The 13161-nt window shown below is 64.4% G+C and carries 12 protein-coding genes; 6 read left to right on the top strand and 6 right to left on the bottom strand.

The window, feature by feature from the left end; genetic code table 11:
- Window positions 1-60: 60 nt before the first annotated feature.
- The 5 genes from R2669_RS08380 to R2669_RS08360 all read left to right on the top strand — a co-directional run bounded on the left by R2669_RS08380 (window position 61) and on the right by R2669_RS08360 (window position 6715).
- A complete protein-coding gene (locus R2669_RS08380; RefSeq protein ID WP_316899616.1) occupies window positions 61-2682 on the top strand; it encodes a TonB-dependent receptor domain-containing protein in 2622 nt (873 codons plus the stop codon).
- A gap of 21 nt (window positions 2683-2703) precedes the next feature.
- Complete coding sequence (locus R2669_RS08375; protein WP_316899614.1) at window positions 2704-3777, top strand: beta-propeller fold lactonase family protein; 1074 nt, start codon at window positions 2704-2706, stop codon at window positions 3775-3777.
- Entirely contained in the window at window positions 3764-4339 is a 576-nt protein-coding gene (locus tag R2669_RS08370) for a cytochrome b (RefSeq protein ID WP_316899613.1), read from the top strand. Before R2669_RS08375 ends, R2669_RS08370 begins: the two co-directional genes overlap by 14 nt.
- 214 nt (window positions 4340-4553) lie before the next feature.
- A complete protein-coding gene (locus R2669_RS08365) occupies window positions 4554-6308 on the top strand; it encodes a PQQ-dependent methanol/ethanol family dehydrogenase (RefSeq protein ID WP_316899611.1) in 1755 nt (584 codons plus the stop codon).
- Window positions 6309-6403: 95 nt separating this feature from the next.
- Complete coding sequence (locus tag R2669_RS08360; RefSeq protein ID WP_147214096.1) at window positions 6404-6715, top strand: c-type cytochrome; 312 nt, start codon at window positions 6404-6406, stop codon at window positions 6713-6715.
- A gap of 70 nt (window positions 6716-6785) precedes the next feature.
- Here the strand turns inward: R2669_RS08360 and pqqE are convergent, their stop codons facing one another.
- The 5 genes from pqqE to pqqA form a co-directional block, all read right to left on the bottom strand.
- On the bottom strand, window positions 6786-7988 hold the full coding sequence (gene pqqE / locus R2669_RS08355; protein ID WP_316899609.1) for a pyrroloquinoline quinone biosynthesis protein PqqE: 1203 nt from the start codon (window positions 7986-7988) through the stop codon (window positions 6786-6788).
- The gene (pqqD, locus tag R2669_RS08350; protein WP_092969117.1) at window positions 7960-8232 is read right to left on the bottom strand and encodes a pyrroloquinoline quinone biosynthesis peptide chaperone PqqD; all 273 of its coding nucleotides are present in this window, start codon (window positions 8230-8232) and stop codon (window positions 7960-7962) included. The genes pqqE and pqqD overlap by 29 nt, the downstream gene beginning before the upstream one ends.
- The gene (gene pqqC / locus R2669_RS08345; protein WP_147214065.1) at window positions 8213-8923 is read right to left on the bottom strand and encodes a pyrroloquinoline-quinone synthase PqqC; all 711 of its coding nucleotides are present in this window, start codon (window positions 8921-8923) and stop codon (window positions 8213-8215) included. The genes pqqD and pqqC overlap by 20 nt, the downstream gene beginning before the upstream one ends.
- Window positions 8920-9837 carry a pyrroloquinoline quinone biosynthesis protein PqqB gene (gene pqqB / locus R2669_RS08340; RefSeq protein WP_316899607.1) on the bottom strand — a complete coding sequence of 306 codons (918 nt, stop codon included), beginning with the start codon at window positions 9835-9837 and terminating at the stop codon, window positions 8920-8922. Before pqqB ends, pqqC begins: the two co-directional genes overlap by 4 nt.
- Window positions 9838-9983: 146 nt before the next feature.
- Window positions 9984-10058: a pyrroloquinoline quinone precursor peptide PqqA gene (gene pqqA, locus R2669_RS08335; RefSeq protein ID WP_009277446.1), complete on the bottom strand. Its 75-nt coding sequence runs from the start codon at window positions 10056-10058 to the stop codon at window positions 9984-9986.
- A gap of 103 nt (window positions 10059-10161) precedes the next feature.
- Here pqqA and R2669_RS08330 point away from each other — a divergent pair, with 103 nt between their 5' ends.
- Window positions 10162-11106 carry an alpha/beta fold hydrolase gene (locus R2669_RS08330; protein ID WP_316899605.1) on the top strand — a complete coding sequence of 315 codons (945 nt, stop codon included), beginning with the start codon at window positions 10162-10164 and terminating at the stop codon, window positions 11104-11106.
- Here R2669_RS08330 and R2669_RS08325 read toward each other — a convergent pair.
- Window positions 11092-13116, bottom strand: coding sequence for a sigma-54-dependent Fis family transcriptional regulator (locus tag R2669_RS08325; protein WP_316899603.1), 2025 nt, complete (start codon window positions 13114-13116; stop codon window positions 11092-11094). The genes R2669_RS08330 and R2669_RS08325 overlap by 15 nt on opposite strands.
- Window positions 13117-13161 lie beyond the last annotated feature (45 nt).

The raw sequence follows: 13161 nt of genomic DNA, 5'->3' as shown, positions 1-13161 counted from the left end.
TGGAGACGCGCCATTGACGCGCCCGGGCACGGCGAGCGTGAAACACCAGGGAGGCACTTCGTGCATTCGAATACCAGCCGTTCGGGGAAGCGCGCGTGCCGTGCGCGCAATGCCGCGCCGCGCCTTGCTGGCGGGGTGGCTGCGCTTGCTGCCGTGGGGCTTTGCGCGCCGGCGTTTGCGGAAGACCAGATCGTCGCGGTGGCGTTGCCCACCGCCCAGGTCGTCGGCTCGACCCCGATCGACAGCATTGGCGTGCCGCTGTCGCAATTTCCTGCCAATGCCCAGCGCGTGAGCGCAACGGATGCCCGCGAGCAACGCAGCTCGAACCTGGCTGACTTGCTGAACGACAACCTCGGCCAGGTCAGCATCAGCAACGGAGCGGGCAACCCGTACCAGAACGACATCAACTACCGTGGGTTTCAGGTGTCTTCGCTGCTGGGCGTGCCCATTGGCGTGTCGGTCTACTTTGACGGCGTGCGGATGAACGAGCCCTTCGGCTCCATCGTGAATTGGGATCTGATTCCCATGAACGCGATGTCCAGCGTCAACATCCTGCCGGGCTCCAACCCGATGTTCGGCCTCAACACCCTGGGCGGGGCGCTTGTCGTCAACACGAAGAACGGAAAGGACAACGCCGGCACGTCAATCGAGGTGCTGGGCGGTTCGTTTGGCCGCCGTGCGCTGAGCTTTGAGACCGGTATCGTCGACAAAGCCCACAGCACCGATTACTTCGTCGCCGGCAACATCGACCGCCAGGACGGCTTTCGCGATCACTCGGGTTCGAACGTCAAGCAGTTGTACGGAAAGGCGCGGTGGCACGGCAACGATGGTGCTACCCAGCTGGAGCTGTCGGCTGCACTCGCAGATACCTCGCTGAGCGGCACGCAGTCGTTGCCGATGGACATGATGGCCAACCGCAGCGCCGCCTATACGTGGCCCGACACCATCTCAAACCGGATGGCGCTGCTGAACCTGAAGGGCAGTCATTGGTTGAACGACACCAACCAGTTCGCCGGCAGCGTCTACTACCGCAAGGCGAGCCTTCACAACGTCAACAGCAATGCGCAGCTCGACGATGGCTGCTTCAACGACGACGGATCGCTGGCAACGGCCACCGCTGGCGGCGTCAGCACGTACAAATGCGCGAACAAGGCGCCCAACGGCACAGCGGTGAATGCCGTGACCGGCGCGAATGCGCTGGCGCTCGGCTACGGCCGCTGGAGCAACGCCATCAACACGAGCGTCGTCGACTCGGCCACGCATGAGGACACGGTGGGTACGTCCCTGCAGTGGTCGAATTTCAGCCAACTGGCGGGACGCAACAATACGTTCACCGTCGGTGGTGCGTTCGACCATTCACGCATCACGTACGACCAGACCACCTACCTCGCACGGTTGATCGACTACCAGGCCGTGGTGACGCCCAATCAGGCGTACGGATTCACCGCCAATGGATTGGCGCCGTCGGCATCGAACCCGGCATTGTTCACTGGCAGCAACGTCATCGGTGCGGTCAACCTGTCGTCGAACGTCAACAACTTCAGCCTGTACTTCACCGATACGTTGAGCGTGACGGACAAGCTGAGCGTGACTGCATCGGGCAGCTTCAACTACACCACGCTCAACCAGGGCGGCGCCAACAACCGGTACCTGAACGAAGACGGCGGTTATTCCTGGACGGACGAAGTCTCGGGCGTGTCGTACTACAACCCCGGCTACGCAAACGCGTATCGGTATTCGAACGCGGGATCGGGCGCGGCAACAGCGCCGAACGGCGTTCCGGCAGGGGCAGTGGCCGGCCCAGAAACCAACAGCCTGGCCGGCTCGCACCATTACCACCGGTTCAACCCTGCGCTGGGGTTCAACTACGACCTGGGGGCGGGGCAGGGCATCTTCGGCAGCTATAGCGAATCGATGCGCGCACCGACATCGATCGAGTTGTCTTGCGCTGATCCGAACAGCCCATGCTCGCTGCCAACCGGGTTCAACGGCGATCCGGACCTGAAAGCGGTGGTGGCCAAAACCATCGAGTTCGGCGGCCGCGGCAAGCTGGGCAAGTCGACCTACTGGAGCGCGTCTGTCTACGACTCGCGGCTCAGCAATGACATCCAGTTCATCGCCACGTCAAACACGTACGGCTACTTCGCCAACGTCGGCAAGACGGAGCGGCGCGGCTTTGAGCTGGGCGCAAGCACGAAGATCGACAGGTGGTCGCTGTCGGCCAACTTCGGCTACGTCGATGCGATCTACAAGTCGGCATTCACCACGGCGAGCGGGCAGAACGTGGTCAGCGGCAACAAGATTCCCGGCATCCCCGCGAAGACGCTCAAGCTCGGCGCGTCGTACGCCTTCAGCCCGAACCTGTCGATGGGCGGGAACGCGATCCTGGTCAGCAAGCAGATCGCGCACGGCAACGAAAGCAATGCCGACCCGAACGGCGAGGTGCCTGGCTATGGCCTCGTCAATCTGAACCTGCATTACAAGCCGACGAAACATCTCGAGATTTCGGCCTACATCAGCAACCTGTTCAACAAGCGCTATTCCACGTATGGCCTGTCGGGCATGCGGAGCATCTACACGCTCGCGACGCAGCAATTCATGACGCCCGCGCCGCCGCGTGCGATCTGGATTGGGCTGACGTATTCGTTTGGAGGCAAGGCCTCCGATGCCGACAAGGACTGAGCCCCCGCAGAAGAGACGATCATGAATGCACTGACCTACTACAGCCGGATTGCCACGTTGATCTGCGTGGGCCTGGTATCCACCCTGCAGGCGCTCGCCGAGGTGCCGGACCCCGTTGCCTACGTCACCAATCAGGGCGGTGGCGTCACGGTGCTGAATGCACGCACGCTCAAACGGGTCGACGAGATTGCCGTGGGCAAGGACCCGCGCGGCCTCGCTGTCACGCCCGACGGCCACTGGCTGCTGACAGCCAACCAGGGCAGCGCCGATGTGTCGGTGGTCGATACGACAACACGCAAAGAGGTCAGGCGCATCGCGGTCGGCAGGAATGTCGAGTTCATGCGCATCTCGCCCGATGGCCGCCGGGCATTCGTGACCTACGAGCCTTCGTCGGAAGGCGGGCCGCCGGGCAAGAACAACCCAGGCAAGAGAGACGAGAACGATGAGAAAGACGAAGCCGCTGCTGAAGTCGCGATCATCGATCTCAGCCAGTGGGCGGTCGTCGGCCGCATCAAAGCCGCGCGCGAGACCGAAGCCATCGAGTTTTCCCCGGCCGGCACGTTGCTGCTGGTGGCCAATGAGGGAGACAACACGGTCGGCGTTTATGAGCTGTCGACGCTCAAGCAGATCCGGCGAGTGGATGTCGCACCGTTCGGCAATCGGCCGCGCGGCATCAAGATCGCGCCGGACGGAAAGACCTATGTGGTGACGCTGGAAAACTCGAACAACCTGTTGTTGCTGGATGCCGGTTTCAATCCGATCAAGACCGTGCCGACGGGCCAGGGGCCATACGGTGTCGCGTTCGACCGGGAGGGCCGATATCTCTGGGTGGCCGCGAGCCGCGCAGATCAGCTGCAGGTGTTCGATGCCCGCACCTTTGCGCCGGTGGCTGCCATTCCGGTCGGCAAGCGCTGCTGGCATTTCAGCTTCACTCCGGGGGATCAGAAGCTGCTACTCGCGTGCGGCCGCTCGAACAGTGTGCAGGTGATCGACCCGCAGAAGCGCGAGGTTGTCGATGCGCTGCCGGGCTACAAGCTGCCGTGGGGCGTGGTGACGTATCCGACATCGGTGGGCAGCCTCGATGCGCCGCGCTGATCGAGCCGCCCATGCGCTCGCCCCCGCCTACGCGGGCCTGCCGATCGCCTTGCATTGGGTGAGTGCGCTGCTGCTTTGCAGCCTGTTCGCGCTGGGCTTCTACATGACAGGTCTGGCCAAGGGCGCGCCCGGGAAGTCCGCCTTGGTGAATCTGCACAAATCGCTCGGCCTGACGGCGGCGCTGGTGATCGCGTGGCGCGTGGTTGTGCGCGTCCGCCGTGCTGCGCCACCGTCCATTCCGGGGCTGCACTGCTGGGAGACGGAGCTTGCGCGCATCACGCACCGTTTGCTCTACATGTGCATGGTCGTCATGCCGGTGTCGGGCTATCTCGGGTCTTCGTTCAATCAATACGGAACGCGCTTCTGGGGCGTGCCGCTACCGCGTTGGGGCTGGGTCGACAGCGCGCTGCAACACATGTTCTACACGGTGCACAGCACGACGGCGGACCTGCTGCTCTGCCTGGTGGTGCTGCACGTTGCCGGGGTGATCAAGCACCAATGGTTTGACGCGCAGCGGTGTGTGCAGCGCATGTTGCCGGCCCGGCGCACGCGCGCGCTGTAAGCCGTGGGCTTTGCGCGGGCCGCGTTCATGGCGTTGCTCCATTTCGCAACAGAACAAACGATGTGTTGCGGTATGGCACGCAACACCGCACTGCAAGTCGCCTGAAACCCCGGTTTTACGGCGTTTTTCGATGGCACGGGATTTGCCCTGAGTCCGACCGGTGTGACATCACACTGCCGGACCTGGACCATAAAGAGAGGTAGAGGAGACAAGAATGAGGACACTACGAGTGATTGCACTTGCGGCTGCCATGGCGGCAGCAAGTGTTGCCGTGCACGCGGCAACGCCCCCCGTTACCGATGCCATGATCGAGAACGACGCGAAATCGTCGAACGACGTGCTGACCTGGGGCATGGGTACGCAAGGGCAGCGCTTCTCGTCGCTCACCAAAATCAACACGAAGAATGTCAGCCAGCTGGTACCGGCATGGTCGTTTTCGTTTGGCGGTGAGAAGCAGCGCGGGCAGGAGGCCCAGCCGCTGATCTACAACGGCAAGATGTTCGTCACGGCGTCGTATTCGCGCATCTACGCAATCGACCTGAAGACCGGCAAGAAGCTGTGGAAATACGAGCAGCGTCTGCCGGAAGGCATCATGCCCTGCTGCGACGTCGTCAACCGCGGCGCCGCGCTGTACGACAACCTGGTCATCTTCTCCACGCTGGACGCGCAGCTGATCGCGCTCAACCAGGACACCGGCAAGATCGTCTGGAAAGACAAGATCGAGGACTACGCCGCGGGCTACTCCACGACCGCTGCACCGCTGATCGCGAAAGGCATGGTGCTGACGGGCGTGTCGGGTGGCGAGTTTGGCGTGGTGGGCCGCGTGGAAGCGCGCGATGCCAAGACCGGCCAGTTGATCTGGTCGCGCCCGACCGTCGAAGGCCACATGGGCTACAAGTACGACAAGGACGGCAACAAGACCGAGAACGGCATGACGGGCACGCTCAACGCCAGCTGGCCCGGCGAGACGTGGAAGACCGGTGGCGCATCGACGTGGCTGGGCGGGACCTATGACCCGCAGACCAACCTGGTGTACTTCGGTACCGGCAACCCGGGCCCGTGGAACAGCCATCTGCGCAAGGGCGACAACCTGTATTCGTCTTCCACGCTGGCCATCAACCCGGACACCGGCAAGATCGTCTGGCACTACCAGAACACGCCAAACGACGGCTGGGATTTCGACGGCGTGAACGAGTTCGTGACGTTCGACATGGACGGCAGGCGCGTCGGCGGCAAGGCCGACCGCAATGGCTTCTTCTACGTGAACGACGCCAAGACCGGCAAGCTGCTCAACGCGTTCCCGTTCGTGAAGGTCAACTGGGCCACCAGCATCGACCTCAAGACCGGCCGTCCGAACTACGCACCTGACCACCGTCCGGGGGATCCGGCCGAAGCAATGGGTGAAGAGAAGAAGGGCAAGGCGGTATTTGCGGAGCCTGGCTTCCTGGGCGGCAAGAACCAGATGCCGATGGCATACAGCCCGCAGACCGGCCTGTTCTACGTGCCCGCCAACGAGTGGGGCATGGACATCTGGAACGAACCCGTCAGCTACAAGAAGGGCGCCGCTTACCTGGGTGCCGGCTTCACCATCAAGCCGCTCAATGAGGACTACATCGGCGCGCTGCGCGCCATCAACCCGAAGACCGGCAAGATCGAATGGCAGATCAAGAACAACGCGCCGCTGTGGGGCGGTGTGATGACGACTGCCGGCGGTCTGGTGTTCTGGGGCACGCCCGAAGGCTATCTGAAGGCGGCCGATGCCAAGACCGGCAAGGAACTGTGGCAATTCCAGACCGGCAGCGGCATCGTCGCGCCGCCCGTCACGTGGGAAGACAACGGCGAGCAGTTCGTCGCCGTGGTGTCCGGCTGGGGCGGAGCCGTGCCTCTGTGGGGCGGTGAAGTGGCCAAGCGCGTGAACTTCCTGGAGCAGGGCGGTTCGGTTTGGGTGTTCAAGCTGCATAAAAACTAAGTCTGTCTGTGCCGGGCTGTGCGCTCCCAACCGCGCACAGCCCGCATGGCCGGTTCTGCGCCGGCCCACAGCGTTATGGAGTCCAGAAAGTCATGATGTACAAGGGAATGTTTTCGCTGTTGGCGCTTGCGTCGACGGCCGTCTATGCCGCCCCCGATATGCAATCCATCGCCGAGAAGAACGGATGCTTCTCGTGCCACAGCATGCAGACCAAGATCGTTGGGCCGGCCTTTATTGATGTAGCCGCAAAGTACAAGGGAGACGCAGAAGCGCCCGCGCGGCTTGCCCAGAAAGTGCGCGACGGCGGCAAGGGCGTGTGGGGCCGCATCCCCATGCCCGCGCATCCGAACCTCAAGGAAGATGAGGCGAAGCAACTGGTGGCCTGGGTACTGAGTTCAGGCTCGTGAGTTTCTACGGTGTTCGCAAATGAGAAAGGGCCGGCAATGACCGGCCCTCTCTCATTTGCAGGATTGCGCGCTATGGCTGCGTGAGCTGGCGCGAATTGGCATCGGTCCGGAAGACGATGGGAACCTCTCCGGTGCGCGTGTCGCGCATCTGCCCGAACCCGTTCATCGCAGCCATCCGGCCTTGCAGGACCACCTTCTGCAGCGCGCCGTGATCTGCCGATTTTCCACACACCGGATCCGTGCGCGCCGCGTCGCCGGTCAGCAGATAAGCCTGACAGCGGCAGCCGCCCGCGTCTTCCTCGCGCGACTCGCATGACTGGCACGGCTCGGGCATCCAGTGCGTGCCGCGAAAGCGCTGGAAGGCGTCGCTGCTTCGCCAGATGTCGCGCAGCGGCTGGCTGAGCACGTTGGGCAGCTCCAGCCCGGGCAGCATGCGCGCGGAGTGGCAGGGCAGCGCAACGCCATCCGGCGCAATGCCGAGAAACGTCGTACCCCAGCCGTTCATGCACTTCTTCGGGCGCTGCTCAAAGTAGTCGGGCACGACGTAGAGCAACTGGCATCGGCCGCCGATGCGCGTCCGGTAGTCGTTCACCACAGCCTCGGCCTCGCGCAGCTGCTCCAGGGTGGGCATCAGCGCCAGGCGGTTCTCCCATGCCCAGCCGTAGTACTGCGTGTTCGCAAGTTCGAGGTACTCGGCGCCGATCTCCAGTGCCATGTCGATGATGGCCCCCACGTGCGGCAGGTTGTGCCGGTGCATCACGCAGTTCATCACCATCGGATATCCATGGGCCTTGATCAGATCGGCCACGCGGCGCTTCAGGTCAAAGGTGCGCGTGCTGGAGAGAAAGTCGTTCAGCTCGCGCGTGGAGTCCTGGAACGACAGCTGGATATGGTCGAGCCCCGCGGCCCGCAACGCCCCGAGCCGCGCATCGGTCAAGCCAACCCCTGACGTCACGAGGTTCACGTAGAACCCCAGCCCGTGCGCATGCGCGACCAGCGTTTCGAGATCCTTGCGCAACAGCGGTTCGCCGCCCGACAGCCCGAGCTGCACGGCGCCCAGCGCCCGGGCCTGGGTGAACACATCGCACCACTGCTCGGTGGTGAGCTCCTGATCGTGCAGCGTGTAGTCGACGGGGTTGGAGCAGAAGGCGCAATGCAGCGGGCAGCGATAGGTCAGCTCGGCCAGCAGCCAGAGCGGCGGACCGGGCACCGGCGTCGCTGCGGGCGCCAGCAGCGATTCGGCTTCAAACGAGCCAGCCGCGTTCGAATGCATGTTTGACAAAGGCGTGGACCTCCGGAGCGATGCCCTGCACGCCAAAGGCGGATTGCAGGTCGTCGATCAGCATGTCGAGGGTATGGGCGCCGTCGCAGCGCTGCAGGATCGCGGCGGCGCTGTCGTTGAGGGTGACCATGCCTTCGGGGTACAGCAGCACCCAGCTCTGCTGCATGTCTTCCCACTGCAGCCGGAAGGTCCGGTGCAGCATGGGGTGGGCCGGATCAGGCAAGGGAGGGCTCATATGCGTGGGCCTGTTGAATGGCATCGAGCATCGACCAGAGGATGTCGAGCTTGAACTGCAGGATGTCCAGTGCACGCTGTTGCTGCTCGGGCGTGCGGAAGTAGTCGAGTGTCACGCGCAGGCCGTGTTCCACGTCGCGCGAGGCCAGCGGAATGCGCGAGCGGAAGTACGCCAGCCCTTCCGGCTGCACCCATGGATAGTGCTCGGGCCAGCCCGCGAGCCGTTCCTTGTGGATGTCCGGCGCGAACATCTCCGTGAGGGAGGAGCACACCGCTTCCTGCCACGGCGCACGGCGCGCAAAGTTCACGTAGGCATCCACCGCAAAGCGCACGCCCGGCAGCAGATGCCGGTGCGACCACAGTGCGTCGCGCGTGAGGCCAACGGCTTCGCCCAGCCGCACCCAGCTCTCGATGCCGCCCGGCTGCACGTCGTCGCCGTCGTGGTCATGGATCCGGACGATCCACTCACGGCGTGTTGCCCGGTCAGGGCAGTTGGACAGGATGGCTGCATCCTTGAGCGGGATGTTGACCTGGTAATAGAAACGGTTCGCCACCCAGGTGCGGATTTCTTCCGGCGTGCATTCGCCGGCGCGCATGCGCAGGTTGAACGGATGATGGATGTGATAGCCCGCCTGCTTCGCGCGCAGCCGCGCTTCGAAGTCTTCGGCGGTCCAGGCAACAGGATGTGTCATAGCGAGATTTCCATGCCGTCGTAAGCCACCTCGATACCGTGCGCCTCCAGCTCGCGGCGCTGCGGCGAATCTTCATCGAGGATCGGGTTGGTGTTGTTGATGTGGATGAGCACCTTGCGCGTTGCGGGCAGCTGGTCGAGCACGTCGATCATGCCGCCGGGGCCGGATTGTGCGAGGTGGCCCATGTCGGCGGCCGTCTTGGTGGAAAAACCCAGGGCGAGCATCTCGTCGTCTTGCCAGCACGTGCCGTCCACCAGCACCACGTCAGCCGCGCCCAGTTCGTCGAACACATGCGGCTCGACGCGCGCCAGACCCGGTGCGTAGAACGCACGCCGGCCGCTCTTGCGGTCGACGATGCGCAAGCCGATGTTGTCGCCCAGGCGGCGCGCGTTGCGGCTGGGCGAGTAGGGCGGCGCCTTGCTCTCCAGCGGGATCGCCGTCAACGCCACGTCGTCGAGTGGCGGCACCGAGAACGCCGTGCCGTCCAGGGCCAGCGCGCGCGTGTCGAGCCCGCAGTAGTGCGACAGCATGCGCGTGAGCGGAAAGGCGGTCGACAGATCGCTGATGACCGCTGCGCTGGCATAGACGGGAAGCGCTTGCCGATGTTCGCGCAGCATCAGGAGGCCGGTCACGTGGTCGATCTGCGCATCCATCAGTACGACGCCGACGATGCCCGTATCACGCGGCGCGCGCGCCGGTTGCAGCGCCGGTGAGCTGCGCAGTTGCGCGAGGATGTCCGGCGAGGCGTTCACCACGATCCAGTTGTGCTGGCCGTCGCCGAGTGCGATGGAAGACTGCGTGCGCGGGGTGGCGCGCACGGTGCCGCGCCGCACACCGTCGCAGTTGCGGCAGTTGCAGTTCCACTGCGGGAAGCCACCGCCGGCGGCCGAGCCGAGAACCCTGAGTATGGTCATGATGCAAATCCAACGTGTCGGGCGGATTGAGCAAGAAGTCGGCCAGGGCACGGCGCTAAGGCATGCGCGCCGCGCGCCGAAAAAAAAGAAGCCCGCCGTGAAGAACCGGCGGGCTCGTGGAGCCTTGCGTGCTCAGCCGCGCAGCATCAGCGGTTGGCGATGTACATGGTGATTTCGAACCCGAGTCGCAGTTCGGTGTAGGCGGGCGTCGTCCAGTTCATGTCTCCTCCTTGAGGGTTGGCATAGTTAGTGAGTGCACTGCGTTGTTCAGCGGCTGTGCAGGCGTTTGCCGGGCGCAGCCGCATCGCCATCAAGGCAACATCCATGCCCACTTCCGACTGGCCGACCACCTCCGCCTGCTTCAACCTGCGCACGCCGGACGGCCACTGTCTGCATGTGCGCCAATGCGGGCCCGACAGCGGCGAACCGTGGCTTGTGTTGCATGGCGGGCCGGGCAGTGGCTGCGCGCCGTCAATGGCCGCGTGGTTCGATCCGCTGCGGCATCGCGCTGTGCTGCCGGACCAGCGCGGCGCGGGGCGTTCGCGACCTGCCGGCACGCTACGGCGCAATACGGTGAGCGCGCTGCTGGCCGATCTGGAGCAGTTGCGCATGGCGCTCGGCATTGCGCGCTGGGGCGTGGTCGGCGGGTCATGGGGCGCAGCGCTGGCGCTGGCCTACGCCGATCGTTTTCCCGATGCGGTATCGGCGCTGGTGCTGCGCGGCACCTTCCTGACCGGTTTCGACGATGTGCAGGCGCTGTTCAACGCGCGCGGTGCCGGTCGTGATCTCTTGCGAGGCATCGGCAGGCGCGGTGAGGGTTTTCCCGCGGCCCGTGGTCGCCTTCTCGTTGCAACAGACATGTTGCAGCCTGGTACAACTGTTCAGAAATTGAACATCGCCCGTGCGTGGCAGCGTGCGGAGCATCGGTTGTTGGGGCTGCGGCCGCAGGCACGCCGCCAAACCTGGCCAGAACAACTGACGCTGGCGTGCAAGTACCAGTTGCAGGCGCACTACCTGTATCGGCGAGCGGGGCTCGGGAAATCCGCGTTGTTGAGAGCGGCGGCGCGCATCGGCGCGAGAGGTTTGCCCGTGACACTGCTGCATGGGCAGGAAGACAACGTTTGCCGGCCCGGGAATGCGCTGCGATTGTCTGCAGCGATACCGCATGCGCGGTTGGTGTGGGTGCCAGGCGGGCACCTGGCGGTGGGAGAGATGGCGCAGGCGCTGCGCGCCGCCATCAGCGCGTCGGCGTGGTCAGTCGGTATCTGAAGGCAAGCCGCCGGCTTCGTCGATCCTGCGGTAGATCGTGTTGCGTGAAATGCCGAGCGCCTTCGCAGCGGCAGAGATGTTGCCGTTGTGCGCCTTCACGGCCGCCATGATCGTCATGCTTTCCACATCGGCAAGCCGCTTGGGCTGCGTGCCGCCGGCGTTTTGAGTGACAGGCGTTGCAGCTGCTGCCGATGCTCCCGACGCCGCAGTGTCCGTAGCCGGCTGGTCGCCATGGCGGGCCTGCCAGTCTTCAAGAAAGTCGTCGGGCAGATGGTCTTCGGTGATTTCCGGAGCGCCTTCGGCCATGAGCCGGGCCGTGCGCAGCAGATTGCCGAGCTGGCGGATGTTGCCCGGCCAGTGGTAGCTGCGGAACATCTGCATGACGGGCTCGCTGATGGGCGGCGCGTCGGCCTGCTCGAGTTTCAGCAGCTTGTTGGCCACCACGTCCAGGTCGGTGCGCTCGCGCAATGCCGGCAGGCGCACGACCAGCCCGTTCAGGCGGTAATACAGGTCTTCGCGGAACTGCCCGCTGGCCACCATCTCGCGCATGTTGCGGTGGGTCGCGCACACGACGGTCACATCCACCTGGATCAGCTTGTTGCTGCCCAGCGGCGACACCGCACGCTCTTGCAGCGCGCGCAGCAGGCGGGCTTGCAGGTGCAGCGGCATGTCGCCGATCTCGTCGAGGAACAGCGTGCCGCCATTGGCCAGCACCATCTTGCCGATGCCGCCTTTCTTGCGCGCGCCCGTAAAGGCGCCTTCTTCGTAGCCGAACAGTTCGGATTCAATCAGCGCTTCCGGAATCGACGCGCAATTCACGGCGACGAAGGGGCCGGCATGGCGCGGGCTGTCGGCGTGGATGGCGCGCGCGAGCAGTTCCTTGCCGGTGCCGGTTTCGCCGAGAATCATGACGGGAATGTCCTTGCCGATGACCTTGCGCAGCTTGCCGATCACGGTCTGGATCTGTGCGTCGCCGGTGTCCAGTGCCTCCAGGCTGGCCGGCTGCCGAGACGGCTCGATGTAGGCCCGGCGCGGTGCCGTGTCGCGGTCGGTCGACAGATCGGCCCCGATCGCGCCGCCAACCATGCGGTTGGCCGGTTGCTTCCACTCCACGCGCGCAAACACCTTGACGCCGCTGGGCAGCTGCAACTGCACGATGCCTGCCGCCGCACTGCGTTCCCGGTCGATCAACTGCGACATCGACAGGCCGAACAGCGACGAAAAGGTATGCGCATGCAGCGCGCGGATCGACAGCCCCAGCTGGAATTCGCCGCTGCGGTTGGCCGACAGGAAGCGCCCCGCCGGCGTGAAGGCCGCAATGCCCTCGACCAGCGTGCCGATGAATTCCGGTCGCGAGTGGAAGTGGATGCACACCACGTCTTGGAACGTGTTGGCAAACAACTGGTTCTCGATCATCTGCGCCGACATGCGCACCAGCGCCATGGTGTGCTTGTGGAAGCCGCGATGATCGCCCGTCACATCCAGCGCGCCCACGGTGGCGCCGTACGGATCGAAGATCGGCGCACACGAACAGGTGAGGAACTGGTTGGCCTGCAGGTAATGCTCCGAGCCGTGGACCAGCGTGGGTTTGCTCTCAGCCAGCGCCGTGCCGATGGCGTTGGTGCCGCGGCTCGCTTCCGACCACAGCGCGCCGGGCTGCAGCGCCACCTTGCTGGCCTGAGCGAGGAAATCGTCGTCCCCCATCGAATGCAGGATCAGGCCCGACGTGTCTGTCAGGATCACCATGCTCTGCGTGTTGACGATCTGGCTGTAGAGCGTCTCCATCACCGGCAGCGCGTGCGTGAACAGCGACTGGCTGCGCTCGATCTCCGTCTTCAGCTCGCTGTGCAGCACCGGACAGAAGTCGGGCGACTCGTACGGCCGCAAGCCATAGGACTTGGATCGCTCGTGGGACTGCGCGATCAGCTCGGGCTGATCGTTCGGGGTGTCACCGAGCGTGGCCGGGGCGTTCTCGGAAGCGCGCAGGTCGGCTGCCGCGTGAGGGGTCATGGTGTATGTCTCCTTAAACCTCGCCCGCAATCTGTGTGCGGGTCG

Origin of the sequence: Ralstonia edaphi (genome assembly GCF_958350185.1) — a bacterium.
Taxonomy (GTDB): Bacteria; Pseudomonadota; Gammaproteobacteria; order Burkholderiales; family Burkholderiaceae; genus Ralstonia; species Ralstonia edaphi.
The sequence above is the reverse complement of the archived record's forward strand: the minus strand, read 5'-3'. Positions and strand labels throughout refer to the sequence as shown.